The organism is Myxococcus hansupus, assembly GCF_000280925.3.
Lineage (GTDB): Bacteria > Myxococcota > Myxococcia > Myxococcales > Myxococcaceae > Myxococcus > Myxococcus hansupus.
Genome location: NZ_CP012109.1, coordinates 226,100 through 244,799, shown reverse-complemented (window position 1 = coordinate 244,799; position 18,700 = coordinate 226,100). Strand labels below are relative to the sequence as shown.

The following is an 18,700-nucleotide window of genomic DNA, read 5'->3' as shown; positions in this document are numbered from 1 at the left end:
AGAAATTCCGGTAAATATGGATTTAGGCCAAACCAGGGCGGCCCTGAGAGGACTGACCAGACTCAAGCAGCACGAGAAGCCACACAGACCGTGCACCAGACACCAACAGCAGTGCGAGTCGTTCTCTCCTCACCTGGGTCATTTACCGATGGTGTTGCAGCATGCGGACATCCACTCAGCACCCCGCCTATGTCGAATCACTCGCGCCATACCGCAGCGTGGGACGCAAGGACGCGGAGCGAATCCTCAACCGTGACTGCTCGGCGCCCCCCCCTGACGCGGCTGCCGGACCAGCCCTACTTCCATTCAGTCATAAACGCCGAGTCCGCACGGCATACCGCCCGGGACTGGAACACGTCGGACGGGGCGTGCACGCGAGCGTTTTCAAGGGGCTGGCGCCATGCGTCCGAACACGACACTCGGTCCTATCCAGCGACAGTTGCTGGCCCTGTTCCAGCAGGGTCGCGACGACCTGCCAGGGATTCAGGCCCACACCGCTGTCTGTCTCTTCAACGCGGTCTGGTGGGAGACCACCCCAGCCTCGCGGCAGCGCCTGGCTCCTGCGGAGCACCAACGACTGTTCGACCGTCTCCGCGAGACCTGGGTAGCCCTGCACCCCACATGGCCACTCCCCTCGCCCGGCGGAAATCGTCCGACCGCCCCCCAATGAAAATGCGCGGAATGCGTTATTAGGCGCGACCCATTTTGCGAGCACGTTCCGTATCCCATTTTGACGGGATGACGGACGGCCGGGCATTGGGCTCGGCCGGCTCGCGAGGGACGGAGCTGCCTACCGTGCTGCCAGGAAACGACCGGTCCGTCTTGGAGGCTTTCCGCCGGGGGGAGACGTCCGTCCTCACGCAGGTGTACCGGACGTATTCGCCGGAGGTGCTCCGCTACCTCTCGCGAAAGTTCTCGGCCGGTTCGGACGGGGGGGCGCGGACCGTCGCGCTGTCGGCGTTGGACCTGGACGCCGCCCATCAAGAGACGTTCGTCAGGGCCTTCCGGCCCAACATGCGGCAGGCCTACGACGGGGTGCGCCCCTACCTGGGCTTCCTCCTCACGGTGGCGCGCTCGACGGCCATCGACCTGATGCGCGCGTCGGGACGCGTGTCGCGCGAAGCCATCTCCATGGACGACGCGCCGGAACTCACGCACCTGCCCACCGAGAGCCGGTCGCCCGAAGAAGAGGCATTGAGCGAGGAGGTGCGCGACCTGGTCCGCCGCTTCCTCGAAACACTCACGGACGAAGGCCGCGCCCTGGCGCAGCTCCGTTTCGTGGAAGGACTGTCGCAGGAATCCGCCGCCGTACAGCTCCAACTCACCCGAGGCGAAGTGCGGGTGCGCGAACGACGGCTGCGGACGCAATTCACGGAGCATTTGAAGGCCTCGGGCTGGCTGGACGCATCGGCCGAGCCCGGGCGGATGGAGCTGGGCGTTCTGCTGGCTTCACTCGCCCTGTGCGCAATCAGGAGCATGCCCTCATGAGGTGGTACGAGAGACATATCGACGCCAGCCTGACCCGGTGGTCGCTGGGGGACCTGTCCTCCCACCAGGCCGCCCGCCTGCTGCGCCATGCCCACGCCTGTCAGCGCTGCGGCTCGCGCTATGAGCGGTGGACCCAGGCCCACCGAGGCCTCGAAGGCGGCCACCTCGACGCGCCCTCCTCCATGGAGCTGCAAGCCTTGTCACAAGGCGGCCTCGCGGCGGCCCTGGCCGCGGCGGCACCCGAACAGGCCCCTTCACGCTGGCCCTCCCTCGCCCTGCTCGGCGGCGCGCTGGCCGCCGTGTTCCTCGCGGTGGTGCTCGTCCCCACCACCTCGAACGTGCCCGGCGAGTTCGTCTCCCGGGGCGAAGGCACCGTCCCCCCCAGCGTCGCGCTTCGCCTCTTCTGCGCCACGCCGGGACAGGCCCTGCGAGAACTGCACGCCGGAGACGCCTGCCGCGCGGGCGCCATGCTGGCTTTCGCTGCCGGTGGCCATGCCCCCTTCACCCACGTCACGGTCCAAGTCCTTGGCGGGAGGACGGAGGAGGTCCTGGCCGGCCCCTTCGCCCTGACGGGAAGTCTGGGCAAGGAAGCCCCCCTCGAGCTGACCGTCCCCATGCCCGAGACGACAGGCATTGTGGAAATCATTGCCGCCTTCGCCGGCAGCCCGGCCGAGTCCCTAGCGACCCTGCGGGGCGAACCCTCCGAGGGCGCAGTGGTGCTCAAGCAGTCAGTGAGGGTAGAGGAAGGGCCATGAAAACATTGGGAGCGCTCCTCGGAGCCGCGGCGCTGCTGCTGGCCCGAGGTGCCTCGGCCGAAACCGTGGTTCGGCGTGCCCTGGTCATTGCCCATAACGGGAGCGACGACCCGTCGCTCCCGTCTTTGCGTTTCGCGGATGATGACGGCGTGTTGTGGGCGGAGACGCTGCAACGCCTGGGCGTGGAGACGACGCTGCTCGTGGCCCCAGACGAGGCGACTCGCGCCAGTGCGCGGCCCGTGCTCGCGGGCGCCCGCCCCGCCACCCCCGACGAGGTGAAGCGCGAGGTGGCCCGACTGCGCGCGGCCAACCTCGTCGACCGCGAGCTCGGAAGACAGACGGATGTGCTGCTCGTCTACGTGGGCCACGGCAACACCGACGAGGCCGGACGCGCCTACTTCACCCTCGATGGCGGCCGGCTCGACAAAGCCAGCCTCTACGCGGACGTGGTGGACCCGTTGGGCGCGGACTACGTCCACGTCATCGTGGATGCGTGCCGTGCCTCGGGCGTCGTGGGCAGCCGCGGCGGTCAGACAGACGCGGCGGTGCTCGCGGAGCTGCGCGGCATGCTCGCGCGTGAGCAGCTCGCCACCCGGCCCACCGTGGGCGCCGTGTTCGCGGAGAGCGACGACGGCGAGACGCACGAGTGGTCACGCATCCGCGCGGGCGTCTTCAGCCACGTGGCCCGCTCCGGCCTCATGGGCGCCGCCGACATCAACGGCGACGGCAAGGTGGAGTACAGCGAGCTGGGCGCCTTCGTCACCGCGTCCCTCCAGGGCGTGAAGGGGCTCCCCGCGCGCCTGACGCTGCATGCCTTCGCGCCCACCCGCGAGCCACGGCGACCCCTCGTCGGCCCCTCGCCAAAGGGCCCCAGCCTGCCGCTCCCCTCCGGGCTCGAGCACTCGCGCATCTCCGTCGAGGACTCCGACGGCAGACGGCTCGCGGACGTGCGGCGCTCCGAGGACCAGTACGTCCTCCTGCGCCTCCCCGAGCGCGACGTGTATTGGATTCGCACCCCCACCCAGGAAGCCCGCGTCACCCTGGCCGAGCTGTCCACCGGCGTCCTGAACCTGGGCGACCGGGAGCTCCAGGAGCGCGGCCCCGCCGAGGAAGCCCTGCGCAAGGGCTTGTTCGCGGTGCCGCTCGACAAGGAGTTCTACGAACGCTACGTGACGGCCTCGGGGTTGGCCCACGTGGGCGTGTCCCAGGCCTTTCCCGCGAGCGTCGGCGGTGGATTCCCTCGCTTCCAGATGCGGCGGCAGGACGCCGCGTCGGGTTGGGACCTGGGCTGGACGGGGCAGCAGGCGCCGCTCGGGTTGAGCACGCTGGCGACGGGGCCCACCGTGACGTGGCGACGGGAGGCACGGCCCTCGCTTTATTACGGCGCGCGCGCCACGTATGGGATGACCCCCATCGCCACCGACGAAATCCGCACCCACCGGGGCGCGCTGCTGGGGCTCCTGGGGGCGCAGGCGCCCTCGGAGCTGCGCGTGCCGCTGTTCCTGGAAGCGGGCGCGGGCTGGGGCTTCCTGGGCGTCACGCGCGGCGCGACGCGCATGGGCGACCCCACCGTGTTCTCCACGTACACGGCCACGGGACTGATGGGGACGCTCGCGGGCGTACGGCTGCGGGTGGCCGCCACGCTCACCTATGACCGCGTCACCCTCGATGACCGCAACCATTGGGACCGCGCCTTCGGCTTCGAAGTGGCGCTGCGACGCTGAGGAACCTGTTCATGAGACGCATGTGGATGGCGGTCTGTGTACTCGCCATGGGCTGTGATGGCATCTCGCTGGACCAGCTCATCCGACAGCATCCGCCCCTCACCCGGCTCGAGTCCGAGCCCGGCGGCGCCAACTGCGCGCTCGGCGGCCATGCCGTCCACACGGGCCTGGACGTCAATGACAACGGCCTCCTCGAACCGGACGAGGTGACCGCCACCACCTACGCCTGCACCACGTCCGTCCCTGGTGTGTTGCTCAGCGTTCGAGACGAACCTCCCGGTGGGAACTGCCCCGAGGGCGGGAAGGCATACCGCGCGGGTCACGACCTGAACCGCAATGACGCCTTGGAGGACAGCGAAGTCACGAGCGAGGCCTACGGCTGCGTCAGCTCCGAGGCAGTCCTCACGCGCATCCGTGAGCAGGAGCCGCGCGTCTTCCCATGTCACGAGGGCGGCTCGCGCGTGGAGGCCGGCCAGGATGTGAATGGGAACGGCGAGCTGGACGACTCGGAGGTCCGAGCGACCACCATCCTCTGCGTGTCCAACGATGCGGTCCGGGTGCGCCTGTACCCGGCGGCGCCCAACCTGGCGTGCCCCACACCCAACACGCAGGTCGACGTGGGCACCGACATCAATCAAGACGGCGTGCTCAGCACCAACGAGGTGGCGGACACCCTGTTCGTGTGCCAGCCCTTGCACACGCTGATGGGCAACCATCACGTGCGGAGCGCGGTGGACCTCGCGGTGCTGGGAGGCATTTCACGCATCCGCGGCAGCCTCACCTTCAGCACGGAGTCCCTTCAGCAGGCTGTCCTTCCAGACCTGATGCAGGTCGAGGGCGCGCTCGAAGTCCTCGATACATCCCTCACGCGCGTGGAGCTGCCCGCGCTACGCTTCGTCGGCCACTCGCTGACCGTGGCTCGCAACCCGGTCTTGCAAACCTTGACGCTGGGCAGCGGCAACCTCGCGCCGCTCTGGGTCCAAGGACAGTTCGACCTGGTGTCCAACCCCGTGCTCCCCACGCTGGCCGGCGTGGCCGCGGTCGCGCCACGAAGCAGCATTCTCATCAAGGGCAACGCGAACCTCGACGGAGGCTATTTCGCCTACATCGCCGAGCACCTCGCCTCCATCACGCTCGAGGACAACGCGAAGCTCTCCACGATTCCCTTCCGGAATCTCCAGTGGCTGGGAGGCTCCCTCACGCTCGCCCGGAATTCGAGGATGGGAAATCTGACCGGGACGGTGCTCCAGCAGGTCGGCGGCGACCTGATTGTCCAGGACAACGAAGCCCTCAGCACGCTGTCCGGCATGCCGGAGCTGGCGTCCATTGGCGGCACGTTCAGCGTCCGGGCCAATGCCAACCTTCGCTCGACCGAGGGGCTGAGCGCGCTCGCCCAAGTGGGCATCTTCGAGATTGATGGCAACCCCGTGTTGGAGTCCGTGGAGGCGTTCCCCGAGCTCAAACGCATCACGCACGGCATCCGCATCAATGGCAACGCGCGGCTGCATGGGCTGTGGCAGTTCAAGGGCCTTCAGCACCTGGGCTTCCTGCTCGTCCGCAACAATCCCGCGCTGGCCCGACTGCAGGGCTTCGGCTTCGTCCAAACGATGACGACGCTGAACCTGGAGAACAACGCCAGCCTCACGGACCTCTCGGACTTCAGCAGTCTGCGCACCGTCGAGGAGTTGAACGTCCTCTCCCATGAGCGCCTCGTCCGTCTCGACCTGCACCGCTTGGAGGTCGTTACCCGCTCCTTCGCGGTCACGGAGAACACCTCGCTGCCGAACTGCCTCGCGGTGTCGCTCGCGGCACGGGTCGTCCAAGGGTTCTCGGCGGAGATTCATGGCAACGACACCACTGCCACCTGCGACTGAGTCGGCCCTCCGGACGAGGAAGTGAGAGTCTCCCATGCGATGGACCTGGTTGGCGGTGGTGGTGCTCGCATCCGGCTGTGAGGGCATCGACCTGCGGAAGCTCGTCACGCAGCACGAGGTCCTCACCCGGGGGGCTGACGAGCCCAAGGGTGCCCAGTGCCCCGAAGGCGGACGCGCACTCCACGCGGGCCTGGACCTGAACGACAACGGCGTGCTCGACGACGACGAGGTGACCCGCACCGAATACGTCTGCGACACCGCCGTGGAGGGCTTGCTGGTGCACCTGCAAACCCTGCCGCCCGGTGAGCGGTGCCCTTTCGGTGGCCACGTGTCCCGAGCGGGACAGGACGTGAATGGCAACGGCGTCCTCGACGATGGCGAAGTCACCCGAGAGGTCCATGGCTGTACGGAGCGAGTCGCCGAGCCCGTGCTGCACCGCACGCGGCATTTTCCCGCGCCGCCCTCGACGCCACCGTGGCAATGCACCTGGGGCCTCACGCGGGTGGAAGCCGGTACCGACACGAATGGCAACGGGCTGCTGGACGATACCGAGGTCCGCGCCATGACCAGCGTGTGTATCGATCCGGCACACGTTCAAGTGAAGCACAGCGCCGAAGCGCCTGGCACGCGCTGCACAGCCGGGGGAACGCGGGTCGAGGTGGGGTTTGACGATGACGGCGATGGCGTGCTCAGAGGCCCGGAGGTTCGCGGGACCGCCTTCGTCTGCGAGGCGCTCCTCACCCTCCATGGCAACTACGAAGTGAAATCCCCCGCCGACCTCGCCGCGCTTCAGCGCATCTCTCGCGTCCAGGGCATTCTCACGATTGACGAGACAGCTCTGACGGAGGTGCGCTTGCCAGGGCTCGCGGTGGTGGACCGGACATTCCGAATCTGGAACAACCCGTTGCTGACCCACATCGAGCTACCGGGCCTGCGCTTCGTAGGCGACGACCTCGACGTGTCCGCCAATCTGAAGCTGGGTGCGTTGAACGCGGGAGGTGCGGACTACCAACTCCTGCTCGTGGGGCGCAGCTTCGTCTTGAGCGACAATCCTACCCTCAAGAATCCAAGCGGGCTCGCAGCGATCTCGCCCCGCTACAGCATGCTGCTGATGCGCAACGCCTCGCTGGAGTTTCACCCCGGTGAGGATACGCCGTTCGTCAGCATCGTCATCCTCCTGGGCTCGCTGGATGTCATCGGAAACGACATGCTCCAGACGATCCCGTTCGGGCAGCTCTTCCACGTCCAGGATGTCCGCATCGAGAACAACGCTTCACTGCGCGACTTGGGATCCTTCAATCCCGCAAGCATCACCGGCGGACTGGTGGTCACGGGAAATGCGTCACTGCTCGACTGGACGGGCCTCTCACGGGTGCGGCACCTGACGTCGCTGAAAGTGGCGGACAACCCCCTGCTCACAGGTCTGACGGGGCTGAGCTCATTGAAGACACTCACCTCCCTTCACGTGGCGGACAACGCGAGCCTCGTGCACTTCGACCTGCCCGAGCTGAGCCACGTCACCGAATCGTTCACCGTCTGGAACAATGCCCGTCTGCCGACCTGTCTCGCTTCAGCGCTGGCGGCCGCTGTGTACACGGGCGAAGCCGAACGGCTGGACATCAGCGGCAATGACGATGCCGCCAGTTGCGCCCCTTGACGCTCCGAGAGGTCTCTCCCATGCGATGGACATGGCTGTGGATGGTGATGTTCGTCGCCGGGTGCGACGCCATCGACCTGCGCCGACTGGTGACTCAGCACGAGGCCCGCACACGGGTCGACACGGAGCCCGCGGGCCCGAACTGTGAGCATGGTGGCAAGGCGGTGCTCTCGGGTCTGGACCTGGATGCCAATGGCAGCCTCGACGACACCGAGGTCACGGGGACCGAGTATGTCTGTGCCACCCTCGCCCCGGGCGTGCTGGTGCGCACGCGGCCGGTTCCTCGCGGCGAGGCCTGCCCCCACGGAGGGAGTCTCTCCCAGGCGGGGATGGACCTGGATGGGGACGGAATCCTCTCCGACGACGAGGTGACCCGGGAGGTTCAGGGCTGCATCGAGCCCGAACCCGTGCGCGTGGTGGCCCGCGTCCGGGAGCTCACGACGTATCCCTACGTGTGCCGGTATGGAAACTCGCTCGTGGAGGCGGGCGTGGACCTCAACGGGAACGGCGTGCTCGACGAGGACGAGCTCCGGGCGGCGGTGCGCCTCTGCTCGAACTTCGAGACGACGCTGCTCCGCCAGCGGCCGGAACCCGTGGGCCCGAACTGCGCCACCGGCGGCACCGTGGTGGAGGCGGGCGTGGATGGGAACCGGAACGCGGTGCTCGATAACGAGGAGGTCCTCGCCACCACCTACGTGTGCCAACCGCTGGTGACACACCATGGAATGCTCGTCGTGGAAGACGCCGCGGACGTCGAGGCGCTGCGCGGCATCTCCAACATCCGTGGCAACCTCACCCTCCAGGCCCCCGACGTCACGGAGCTCGTGCTCCCAGGCCTCGTGTCCGTGGAAGGCACGCTGGAGATTCACGGCGCGGCGCTGCAGCGCGTGGAGCTGCCGGCGCTGCGCTACGTGGGGGGAACCCTGAGCATCAGCGGCACACAGCTCAGCACGTTGCACGTGGGCCCCCAGGAACACGATGCACTCGCCCAGGTCCGGGTTCACAGCCTCGGGCTCCGGACGCTCCCGAGCCTGACGTCCCTGGCGGGCCTGTCCGCGGTCGTGCCGTTGTTCGACCTGGCCATCTGGGACACCGGCATCCAGTCAGCCCCGGACACCTTCCGCCACGTCCCGACACTGCACGGCACCGTCTCTGTCTTTCAAAATGCCGTGATGGAGGAGCTGCCCCTGTCGCGGCTCGTCGAGGTGGGCGGGAGCGTGGAGATTTCAGGCAACCCCGCGCTCCGGTCCCTGGAGGGACTGAGGAACTTGAGCATGGTCGACGGCGGCATCGGCATCACGAACAACGGCGCCCTGACGTCCGTGTCCGGGCTGAAGAACCTCACCCTCGTGAAGAACCACCTCAGCGTGACGGACAACCCCCAACTCCTGGACGTCCGCTTCGAGTCCGTGTCGACACTGCAAAGCCTCGCCATCACCGGCAACGCGATGCTGGAGCACGTGGGCTCGATGCCGTCGCTGCGTCGCATCCATTATGGCGTCTCCCTCGAGGACAACCCGCGACTGTCGAGCGTGACGGACCTGCCGGAGTTCCTGAGCATGGGGGGCCTCACCCTCACCCGCAACGCCCTGCTGACGGACCTGTCTGGGTTCCATCGGGTGACGTGGATGTTCAGCCTGGTCGTCACCGGCAACGACGCCTTGACGGACCTGGGCACCTTGAGCGCGCTCCATGCACTGGAAATGCTGGAGGTCCGGGACAATCCCGCGCTCACTCGGCTGAACCTGCCTGCCCTGGCGGACGTGCGCCGCGCCTTCCACGTCACGGGCAACGCCCAGCTCCCCTCTTGCTGGGCCACGCTCCTGGCCGACAGCGCCTACACGGGACCCCAAGAAGAACGCGTCATCGAGGACAACGACAGCGGTACGCCGTGCCAGCTCTAGGCAGCCCGGACGCCAGGACATGGCGACGACGGTGCTACAAAGGCCGCCATGATGACCTCGAGTCCACCGGCGGCGAGCGACTCCGCCCCACCCGAGCCGGCGCCGACTCCGCCTGACGCAGCCACCGCCCTCGCCCACCGGTGGGCGCCCTGGGCCGCGGCTGCGGGCGGACTGGCCTGGTTCCTGTGGCTCGGAGGCGCCAGGGCGATTCCGCCCACGCGCCTGGACTGGGCGGTCCGCGAGGACTGGGCGGCGGGCACTTTCGGCTGGCTGTTCTACCGCAATGCCCCGTGGGGGCTGCCGCTCACGAGTACACCCAACCAGCTCCATCCCCATGGGACGTCCGTGGCGCTCACGGACGGCAATCCCCTGCTGGCGGTGCTCTTCAAGCCCTTTGACGCGCTGTTGCCGCCAGACTTCCAATACTTCGGCCTCTGGCTGGCGCTGGGCTTCGCGCTCATGGGCTGGTTCGGCGCGAAGCTCGTGTCGGTGGTGTCGGACCGGCCCACGCACCAGGTGCTGGGCGGTCTGCTGTTGGCGCTCGCGCCGCCCATGGCCGCGCGCCTGGGCCACATGACGCTGTGCTCGCACTGGTTGCTGGTTGCGATGATGTGGCTCCACCTGCGCGCCACGCCGGATGCACGCGCGGCGAAGCGAAGCCTCCTCTTGGCCGCGGGGTTGACCGCGGTCGGCGCGGGCACCCACCCCTACCTGGTGGCCATGCTCGCGCCCCTGGCCATGGCGTTGTCGGTGCGGCTGGCCCTGGGCCGCGTCATCGGCTGGGGACAGGCGGCGCTGGCGTCGGCGGGCATCCTCCTGCTCGACATGTTCATCTTCGCCCTCTTCGGCTACTTCGTCGGCGGCAGCCACCTGGGCGCGGAGGGCTTCGGCCAGTTCTCCTCGGACCTGACCACGCTGTTCAATCCCCAGGACTGGTCGCGCATCCTGCCATCCCTGCCCGTGGCGCGGCGCCAGGCCGAGGGCTTCGGCTACATCGGCGCGGGAGCGCTGCTGCTGGTGCTGCTCGCGGTGGTGGGCTCGGCGTTGCGCTTCCGCGAGCTGAGGGACCTCTCCTGGCGGCGGGCCGTGCCCTTCACCGTGGCGGCGCTGCTGCTGGCCCTCTACGCCCTGTCCTCCCGCGTGACATGGACGGGGCAGACGGTGATGGACCTGGGCGCGGTGTATGAGCCCTTCTCCCGGCTGACGTCCGCGTTCCGCGCGTCCGGTCGCTTCATCTGGCCGCTGAGCTACGCGGTGATGGGCGGCGCCCTCCTCCTGTGGCTGCGGCAGTGGAGAGACCGGGCCTGGGTGAGAACGGCAGCGCTGGCGGTGGTGGTCGCGGTGCAGGCGTACGACGTGCGCGAGGACAAGAGCGAGCTGCGCCGGCGGCCCGACGGCTTCCGGCGGCTCGCGGCCCCGGAGTGGGCGGAAATGAAGGGCCACTACAAGCACCTGGCCCTCTTCCCACCCCAGGTGCAGTGGGTGTGCCCCTACAACGAGCCCCTGGTCAACGCGGCGGGTTACATGGCCTACCGGCTGGGCCTCACCTTCAACAGCGGCTACGTCACCCGGACACCGCCCTCCATCGCCGAGGAATGCAACGCCACCATGCGCCCGGGCGGCCTGGACGCCGACACCGTGTACGTCGTGGTGCGTCAGCAGGTGGGGAACTTCCTCCGCGCGGGCGCTCGCTGCGGCGTGCTGGAGGGGCTGCCCGTGTGCGTGGCCGGGGCGCGGACGGATGCCTTCGCCCAGGCCCTGGGGCGCACCCCGTTGAGATAGCGCGCGCCCCCGCCGAATCCGATGGACTCCCTGGCCGGGCAAGGCAGCATCCCGGCCCATGGGAAGCGAGGACATCGTCGCAGCACTGCGCCAGGTGCCGCTGTTCGCCCGGCTCACCGGGGACCAGCTCCGCTGGATGGCGGACCACGGCCGTCAGCTCCACTTCCCCGCGGGCACGCGCATCGCCGAGCAAGGCGCTCCGGCGGATGGCCTCTCCATCATCCTGGAGGGCCGCACGCAGTGGAGCCGGCGCACGGGGGCCGAAGCCGTCCCGACGTTCGCCCTGGAGGCAGGCGACCTCTTCGGCGAAATCATCCTCTTCCTCAACGCCCCCTACCCCACCAGCGGCGACGCGGTGACGGACGTGCGGCTGCTGCGGCTGGAGCCCGCGACGTTCTGGGAGCTGCTGCGCCTGGCCCCCGCGCTCAGCCGCGGGTTGATGGAGCTGGCTTCCCAGCGCTCGCAGCAGCAGCAGGCGCAGGAAGTCCGCCCCCAGGTGGAGCTCCTCCCCGTGGGCCGCATGGCCGCGGAGCTGGGCGCGGAGCTGGGCAGCCCCGCGGCGGTGGCCCATCGGAGCGCGGCGCGGCTGTGCTCACTGATGGCCACGGTGTCCGCGCGCGCCATGGCCCTGGGTGAGCTCGGGCTGTCCCTGCCCCAACGCAGCGTGCTGCTGGCCCTTCCCCGGGAAGCCGCGGAGCGCGGCCGGACCTCGCCCCCGCTGGAGCCGCTGGTCCGCGCCGAGCGCGAGGAGGCGGTGGGCTCGTGGCTGGAGGCGCGCGGCGTGCGGGATGCGTGGGACAGCGCGCCCGCGTTGGTGGCCTCGGGCCTGGACGTGGCGTGGCTGGAGTCGGTGGCGACGCGCGTGGGCGGCGCGCTGCTGGGGGATGTGCTCGCGTGGCTGGTGGTCGCGGTGAGCTGCGACGTGCTCCTGGCCGAAGTGGCGCGCGGAACGACGCGCGTCTCCGCGCTCGTCGAGGGCGTGAAGGCCTACGCCTTCATGGACCCCGTGCCGCGCGAGGACCTGGACGTCCATGAGGGACTGGAGCACGCGCTGTCCGTGCTGAGTCACCGGCTCCAGGGCGAGCGCCTCACCGTGGAGCGCGAGTTCACCTCCGACCTGCCCCGCCTGAAGGCGGAGGGCGTCGCGCTGGATGAACTCTGGACGCAACTGATGCTCAACGCGCTGGAGGCCCTGGGCGAGCGCGGGGGCCGCATGCGGCTGCGCACCTGGAAGGAGGAGGCGCACGTCGTCGTCGAGGTTTCGGACGATGGCCCCGGCATTCCCCGGGACTTGCTGCCCCGCGTCTTCGAGCCCTTCTTCAGCACGAAGCCCCACGCGGCGGGCATGGGCCTGGACGTCTGTCGGCGCATCGTCGAGCGCCACGGCGGAGACCTCCGCGTCCGCGCCGAGCACGGCGGCACGCGCATCCAGGTGCGGCTGCCCGTGTAGCCACCGCGCGCCTTGCCATCGATGTGCCGCATCCTTCGCGCGGAATCGTGATTAGGGTGCGGGCGCCCGAAGACGTTCGGGCCACACACCCCGCGAGGAACGCACGATGTCCGAAATCAAGACGCCGGAGATGGGAACCCCCGTCTGGATGGACCTGATGACGCCGGACCTGGAGAAGGCCCGCGCCTTCTATGGCCCGCTGCTGGGCTGGTCGTTCGACGTCGGTACGAAGGACACGCACTTCTACACCACGTGCAAGGTGAACGGGCTCAACGCCGCGGGCATGGGGCAGTTGCCGCCTGGGATGAACGGGCCTCCGGCGTGGACGTGTTACTTCGGCGTCGAGGACATCGACGCCATGGCCGAGACGGTCCGCAAGCACGGTGGCCAGGTGGGCATGGGGCCCATGGACGTGTTCGACCAGGGCCGGCTCGCCATCTGTTCGGACCCCACGGGCGCGCACTTCGGCTTGTGGCAGCCCCTCAAGCACCAGGGCGCGCAGGTCGAACACGAGCCGGGCGCCATGACGTGGCGCGAGGTGAACACGCGCGACGCGGCCAAGGCCATCGCCTTCTATTCCGCCGTCTTCGGCTTCGAGGCGAAGAAGCTCGAGGGCATGGGGGACATGCAGTACTGGACCCTGCACAAGGGCAAGACGCCGGTGGGCGGCGTGCTGCAGATGGATGCGAAGTGGCCCGCCGAGGCGCCTTCCCATTGGATGAACTACTTCGCGGTGCCGGACGCCGACGTGGCCGTGAAGCACGTCACCGAGATGGGCGGCAAGGTCCACAGCCCGCCCGAGGACTCCCCCTACGGCCGCCTCGCCGTCGTCGAGGACCCCGCGGGCGCGACCTTCGTCGTCATCCACCTGTCCGAGACGTCCCCGGAGATGTAGTCGCGTGACGCGCGGCGCTCAGTCCTTCTGGCCGAGCGCCGCCACCGCCGCGGCCATCACCTGCTTCACGGGCACCCCCGCGGCCTCCGCCACCTGGCGGCAGTCCTCGAACTCGGGGTGGGCGTTGAGCACCGCGCCCTGGAGCAGCCCGCGCTTCACGCGGACCTTGCCCCACGGCGTCTCCACCTCCACCCAGTCGCGCTCCAGCGCCTGACGCTCCACGCGGTGGTAGCGCACGCCCAGCGTGGTGGACTCGCTCAGCACCGCGTCCACCACCGTCTCACGCTTGCCACCCTCCACCAGCGCGCTCAGCAGGTGCCCCGGCCGGCTCTTCTTCATCACCACCGGCGTCACCCACGCATCCAGCGCGCCCACCGCGAGCAGCCGCTCCAGCAGGTGCCCCAGGAGCTGCGGCGTGGCGTCGTCCAGGTTCGCCTCCACCACCCAGAGCCCGTCCGTACCGGACTGCTCCATCCGCCCCAGCGACGCGCGCAGCACGTTGGGCCGGTCCTTGAAGTCCTTGGTGCCGACCCCGTAGCCCACCTTCTCCACGATGAAGTTCGGCGGGTGGCCGATGTGCGTCAGCACCTTGAGCAGCGCCGCGCCCGTGGGCGTCGTCAGCTCGCCCACGCCCTCGAAGCGCACGGGCACGTCGCGAAGCAGCTCCAACGTCGCGGGCACGGGGATGGGCATGGCGCCGTGGGCCACTCGAATGGTGCCGCTGCCCAGCGGCGGCGGCGCGGCGTAGACCTCCGGGTTGCCCAGCAACTCCAGCACCACCGCCGCGCCGCAGATGTCGACGATGGAGTCCACCGCGCCCACTTCATGGAAGTGGATGTCGTCAATGGACACGCCGTGCACCTTCGCCTCGGCCTCACCGATGGCGCGGAACACCGCCAGCGCCCGCTCCTTCGCCCGGGGCGGCAGCGTGTCCGCGTCCTCGATGAGGCGGCGGATGTCCGCGTAGGCCCGGTGCGGATGCGCCTCGCGCGTGTCCAGCACCACGTCCAGGTGCGTGCCGCTGATGGCGTGGCGCGCCGCGCGGCTCACGGCCAGCTTCCACCCCGGAACACGCAGGCCCGACAAGGCGCGCTCCAGCTCCGCGGGCTGAAGGCCCAGGTCCAGCCCCGCCGCCAGGAACATGTCCCCGGCGATGCCGCCCACCGGCTCCAGGTAGAGGATGCGTCGCATGGTGCTCACCTGCGCCCCTTCGTTCGGGAGATGAGGGCCGCGTAGAAGCCGCCGCCGAAGCCATTGTCGATGTTCACCGTGGCCACGTTGGAGGCGCACGAGTTCACCATCGCCAGCAGCGCGGACACGCCCTTGAAGTTGGCGCCGTAGCCCACCGACGTGGGCACCGCGACCACCGGAATGCCCACCAGCCCGCCCAACGCGCTGGCCAGCGCGCCCTCCATGCCCGCCACCACCACGGCCGCGTGGCACTCCTGGATTTCCTCCCGGCGCCGCAGCAGCCGGTGGATGCCCGCCACGCCCACGTCGTAGACGCGGCGCACCTCGGCGCCCAGGGCCTCGGCCGTCACCGCCGCCTCCTCCGCCACGGGGATGTCGCTGGTGCCCGCCGTCACCACGGCCACGCGGCCCGCGCGCACCTTGCCCTGCTTGAGATGGAAGATGCGCGCCACCGGGTGGTACTCGCCCTTGGGAAACCGCGCCACCAGGGCCTCCGCCTTCTCCGGCTGGAGCCGCGTCACCAGCACCGTCTGCTTGCGCTCCACCAGCGCGCCGACGATGCCCAGGAGCTGCTCGACCGTCTTGGGCTCGCCCAGCACCACTTCCGGGAAGCCGAAGCGCAGGTTGCGGTGCGTGTCGAGCGTCGCGTAGCCCAGCTCGGCGAAGGGCAGGTCCTTCAACTTGCCCACCGCGTCGTCCACCGAGACCCGGCCGGACTTCACGCTGCCCAGCAGTTGCTTCAGCGCCTTCTCATCCATGGGCGCCCGTCTATCGCGAAACGGGCTACACGCCCAGCCGCGCCAACAGGTCGCGGATGCTGTCCCGCTCCAACACCAGCAGGAGCTGACCGCCCACCGGGGGCGCCGCGGTCGCGAGGAAGCGGGCCTCCAGCACCACCACGCGGCTGGCATCCCCTTCCACCTGCCCCACCGCGTCGGACACCACGCCGTCCGCGCTGCCGCGCCGCACCGTGGGCACGGTGGGCACCAGCCGCCATCCCGTCAGCCGCCCCATGGCGGACAGGCACGCGCTGGCGACGATGTTGGCCGTCTCCGCCACCACGCTGTCGCGCTCGACCTGATGAATCGCGGGCTGGCCGTTCAGGAGCAGGGCCTCCAACGCGTTGCCATCCTCCTGCGGCAACGCCAGGAGCAGGACTCCGCGCAGCCCCCCCTCGATGCCGAGCCACGCGGCCACCACCGGCGCGTCCCCGCCCAGGAGTCCAGCGGCGTCCGAGGGGCGCGTCAGCACCACGCGGGGAATGGAGAGGTCCACCTTGCGCCCCCCCATCAACCGGGAGAGGGCATTGGCCGCGTGGCCACAACCGATGTTGGCCACCTCGCGCAGGGCGTCGAGTTGCGCGTCGCTGGGCAAAGGCTGGCTCACGCGGTCAGTAACCTCGGCACGTCCAGGATGAACACCGGACGCCCACTTCCCAGAATGGTGACGCCGGACAGGCCCGGCAGCAAGTCCAGGGGCCGAGACAGCGGCTTGAGCACCACTTCCTCCTGCCCCAGCAAACGGTCCACCGCCAACGCCACCCGCCCGGAGTCCCCGTCCATCACCACGAAGGGCTGCGTGCCGAACTTCCGAGGCGCAGGAACACCTACCAACGCATCCAGCGAGTGGACCGGCAACAGCGAATTACCGTGAGGCAGCAGGGCCGTCTCGCGGCTGCGGCTGAGGGACTCCCCATCCGCCTCCGTGGCGCCCACCACCTTGGCGATGGGCAGGCCGAACACTTCCTCCCCCACCTCCACCAGCAGCAGGTGCACCACCGCCACCGTCAGTGGAAGGCGCAGCGTGAAGCGGGTGCCCCGGCCGCGCTCGCTGTCGATTTCGAGCGTGCCGCCGACGTTCTCCACCACGCGCTTCACCGCGTCCATGCCCACGCCGCGGCCGGAGATGTCCGTGATGTCCTTCGCCGTGGACACGCCCGGCAGGCACGACAGCATGAAGGCCTCGCGGTCCGTCATCCGCGCCGCCGCCTCCGGCGAGAGCAGGCCCCGCGACACCGCGGCGTTCTTCAGCTTCGCCGGGTCCATGCCCCGGCCGTCATCTTCCAGCTCGATGATGACCCGGTCCCGGGCGCGCTTCACCGCCACCAGCACCCGCCCGCGCGGCCCCTTCTTCGCGGCGGCCCGGTCCTCGGGCGCCTCCAGGCCATGGTCGATGCAGTTGCGCAGCAGGTGGAGCAGCGGGTCCGCCAGCTCCTCGAGGATGGCCCGATCCAGCTCGATTTCCGCGCCGGTGATGACCAGGTCGACCTCGCGCTCCTTGCGGCGGGCGATGTCGCGCGCGGCCCGGGGCAGCCGATCGGTGATGAGGGACAGCGGCGTCATGCGCGCCGTCATCACCTTGTCGTGCAGGTCCTTCACCAGCGTGTGCAGCCGGTAGACGCCCTCCTCCAATGCGGGGCGGGTGTTCTCCGGCAGCACCTTGCCCACTTCGCGCAGGCGGGCCGTGGCGAGCATCAGCTCGCCCACCGTGTCGAGGAAGTAGTCGAGGAGCTCCGTGCGCACGCGCACCGTGCGCGACGCGGTGTCCGCCGGGGCCCGGCCGCCATCGGGCACGGGGACCATGGTGGGCACCACGGGCGCGGCCACCGCCGGCTTCACCGAGACGACCTCCACCTCGGCCACGTTCTTCAGGGCCGCGTGGATGCCGGCTTCTCCCGCTGGCGTCTCCAACTCGAGCTGGATGTTGCCGTCCGGAATGCGGCCGGCCTTTAGCTCCTCCAGCGCGGGCCGGAGGTCCACCAGGGTGCCCAGGTTGGTGAGGCGCTTGTGGACGAGGAAGGCGCGCACGCCCGGCACCTGGCAGGTGGGCGCGATGCGCAGACGCACCGCCCAGCGCTGCGCCAGCGGCTCCGGCAAGGGGGCGCTGGCGGCCGCTTTCAGCGAGTTCGCCAGGTCGTTGGGAGAGGGGCGCTGCGACGGGTCGGCGTCCGTGGCCCGGCGGCCATGGAGGGGGACCACGGTGCCGTGGGTGCCTTCCGGCGGCGCGGCGGAGACCTGCGCCGAGGTGAGCGTCAGCCCCGCGCCGGATGAGGCTCCGTGGGAGGAGAGGCTCGCACCGGTGGAGCCGCTGGTGGGGTGCGCGCCGGATGCGAGGCTCGCGCCGGAGGGGCCACTGGTGCCTGGGCCACCGCTCGAACCTTGCGGGGGCGCGGAGCCACCCGAGGTGCCGGAGCCGCTGCCCGACGTGCCGGGCCCACCGCCTGGATTTCCATCGGGGTCGGAGGGCCCTGAGCCGCCTGTCCCGCTCGACCCCGTCGAGCCGGCGCCGCCGTCCGTGGCCCTTCCCGTGGTGCCCACATCGGAGCCGCCCGTCGCCGTGCCCATGCCGCCTGATGTGGAGCCTGCGCCGCCGGTCGCCGTGCCACCTGCTGCCGAGCCCGTGCCGTCTGACGACGCGCCCGTTGCGGCCGTGCCCGAATCGCCATCCGTCGAGCCCGCACCGCCGGGTGCATCGCCTCCGGAGTCCGCGCCGCCCTCCGACTTCAGGGCCGTCACCTTGGCCACGCGCGTGGCGGCTGGGGCGTGTCCCGTCATGACGGTGACGCGCTGGCCGAGCTGCGTCAGGAGCACCGAGGCATCGTCTGGCGGCTTGCCCTCCGCCACCGAGCGCACCTGCGCGAGCATGGTGTCGGCGGCGGTCAGCAGCAGGTCCACCAGGTCCCGGTCCAGGCGGCCGCGGTCCTGACGGACGGCGTCCACGAGGTCCTCCACCCGGTGCGCCACGATGGCGATGGGCTCGAAGCCCATGGACGACGCCATGCCCTTCACGGAGTGGGCGTGGCGGAACATCGAATCGACCGCGCTGGACGAACCCTCGCGCTCGAGCTCCACGAGGTCACGCCCGAGCGCTTCCAGGTGGTCGGTCGCCTCGGAGATGAAGAGCCCGAGGTAGCGGGACATGTCCATCGTCATGGACCCGGCCTCGAATCAGGAAGGGGGGACGGCCCGCGCACGCGCGGC

The 18,700-nt window shown here is 69.9% G+C and carries 13 protein-coding genes; 9 read left to right on the top strand and 4 right to left on the bottom strand.

What is annotated here, in order from left to right:
* Positions 1–822 precede the first annotated feature (822 nt).
* The 9 genes from A176_RS01020 to A176_RS00980 all read left to right on the top strand — a co-directional run bounded on the left by A176_RS01020 (position 823) and on the right by A176_RS00980 (position 13,529).
* Positions 823–1,488, top strand: a complete 666-nt coding sequence (locus A176_RS01020; protein WP_226994137.1) for an RNA polymerase sigma factor — start codon at positions 823–825, stop codon at positions 1,486–1,488.
* Positions 1,485–2,243 (top strand): hypothetical protein, encoded by a 759-nt coding sequence (locus A176_RS01015; protein ID WP_002633351.1) that lies wholly within the window; start codon positions 1,485–1,487, stop codon positions 2,241–2,243. The genes A176_RS01020 and A176_RS01015 overlap by 4 nt, the downstream gene beginning before the upstream one ends.
* Positions 2,240–3,967 (top strand): caspase family protein, encoded by a 1,728-nt coding sequence (locus tag A176_RS01010; protein WP_002633352.1) that lies wholly within the window; start codon positions 2,240–2,242, stop codon positions 3,965–3,967. Before A176_RS01015 ends, A176_RS01010 begins: the two co-directional genes overlap by 4 nt.
* A gap of 11 nt (positions 3,968–3,978) precedes the next feature.
* The gene (locus tag A176_RS01005) at positions 3,979–5,841 is read left to right on the top strand and encodes a DUF7151 family protein (RefSeq protein ID WP_226994136.1); all 1,863 of its coding nucleotides are present in this window, start codon (positions 3,979–3,981) and stop codon (positions 5,839–5,841) included.
* A gap of 34 nt (positions 5,842–5,875) precedes the next feature.
* Complete coding sequence (locus tag A176_RS01000) at positions 5,876–7,498, top strand: DUF7151 family protein (protein WP_002633354.1); 1,623 nt, start codon at positions 5,876–5,878, stop codon at positions 7,496–7,498.
* Between the two features lie 20 nt (positions 7,499–7,518).
* Positions 7,519–9,402, top strand: coding sequence for a DUF7151 family protein (locus A176_RS00995; protein ID WP_044890537.1), 1,884 nt, complete (start codon positions 7,519–7,521; stop codon positions 9,400–9,402).
* A 48-nt stretch (positions 9,403–9,450) separates the two neighbouring features.
* Positions 9,451–11,184, top strand: coding sequence for a DUF6311 domain-containing protein (locus A176_RS00990; protein ID WP_021781436.1), 1,734 nt, complete (start codon positions 9,451–9,453; stop codon positions 11,182–11,184).
* 58 nt (positions 11,185–11,242) lie between these two features.
* Positions 11,243–12,634 (top strand): ATP-binding protein, encoded by a 1,392-nt coding sequence (locus A176_RS00985; protein WP_002633357.1) that lies wholly within the window; start codon positions 11,243–11,245, stop codon positions 12,632–12,634.
* Positions 12,635–12,740: 106 nt separating this feature from the next.
* Complete coding sequence (locus tag A176_RS00980; protein WP_002633358.1) at positions 12,741–13,529, top strand: VOC family protein; 789 nt, start codon at positions 12,741–12,743, stop codon at positions 13,527–13,529.
* A gap of 18 nt (positions 13,530–13,547) precedes the next feature.
* On the opposite strand, the gene larC is transcribed toward A176_RS00980, so the two are convergent.
* The 4 genes from larC to A176_RS00960 are packed head-to-tail and all read right to left on the bottom strand — an operon-like array spanning position 13,548 to position 18,652.
* Entirely contained in the window at positions 13,548–14,720 is a 1,173-nt protein-coding gene (gene larC, locus A176_RS00975; RefSeq protein WP_002633359.1) for a nickel pincer cofactor biosynthesis protein LarC, read from the bottom strand.
* A gap of 5 nt (positions 14,721–14,725) precedes the next feature.
* Positions 14,726–15,478: a nickel pincer cofactor biosynthesis protein LarB gene (larB, locus tag A176_RS00970; RefSeq protein ID WP_002633360.1), complete on the bottom strand. Its 753-nt coding sequence runs from the start codon at positions 15,476–15,478 to the stop codon at positions 14,726–14,728.
* A 25-nt stretch (positions 15,479–15,503) separates the two neighbouring features.
* On the bottom strand, positions 15,504–16,106 hold the full coding sequence (locus tag A176_RS00965; protein ID WP_044890538.1) for a chemotaxis protein CheC: 603 nt from the start codon (positions 16,104–16,106) through the stop codon (positions 15,504–15,506).
* Entirely contained in the window at positions 16,103–18,652 is a 2,550-nt protein-coding gene (locus tag A176_RS00960) for a chemotaxis protein CheA (protein WP_002633362.1), read from the bottom strand. The genes A176_RS00965 and A176_RS00960 overlap by 4 nt, the downstream gene beginning before the upstream one ends.
* Positions 18,653–18,700: the final 48 nt, after the last annotated feature.

Bases quoted from the DNA above. Each gene is read 5' to 3' on its own strand.
- A176_RS01000 (WP_002633354.1), top strand. From the start codon at position 5,876: ATGCGATGGACCTGGTTGGCGGTGGTGGTGCTCGCATCCGGCTGTGAG.
- A176_RS01010 (WP_002633352.1), top strand. From the start codon at position 2,240: ATGAAAACATTGGGAGCGCTCCTCGGAGCCGCGGCGCTGCTGCTGGCC.
- A176_RS00985 (WP_002633357.1), top strand. From the start codon at position 11,243: ATGGGAAGCGAGGACATCGTCGCAGCACTGCGCCAGGTGCCGCTGTTC.
- larB (WP_002633360.1), bottom strand. From the start codon at position 15,478: ATGGATGAGAAGGCGCTGAAGCAACTGCTGGGCAGCGTGAAGTCCGGC.
- A176_RS00980 (WP_002633358.1), top strand. From the start codon at position 12,741: ATGTCCGAAATCAAGACGCCGGAGATGGGAACCCCCGTCTGGATGGAC.
- A176_RS01015 (WP_002633351.1), top strand. From the start codon at position 1,485: ATGAGGTGGTACGAGAGACATATCGACGCCAGCCTGACCCGGTGGTCG.
- A176_RS01005 (WP_226994136.1), top strand. From the start codon at position 3,979: ATGAGACGCATGTGGATGGCGGTCTGTGTACTCGCCATGGGCTGTGAT.
- A176_RS00990 (WP_021781436.1), top strand. From the start codon at position 9,451: ATGATGACCTCGAGTCCACCGGCGGCGAGCGACTCCGCCCCACCCGAG.
- A176_RS00995 (WP_044890537.1), top strand. From the start codon at position 7,519: ATGCGATGGACATGGCTGTGGATGGTGATGTTCGTCGCCGGGTGCGAC.
- larC (WP_002633359.1), bottom strand. From the start codon at position 14,720: ATGCGACGCATCCTCTACCTGGAGCCGGTGGGCGGCATCGCCGGGGAC.
- A176_RS00960 (WP_002633362.1), bottom strand. From the start codon at position 18,652: ATGACGATGGACATGTCCCGCTACCTCGGGCTCTTCATCTCCGAGGCG.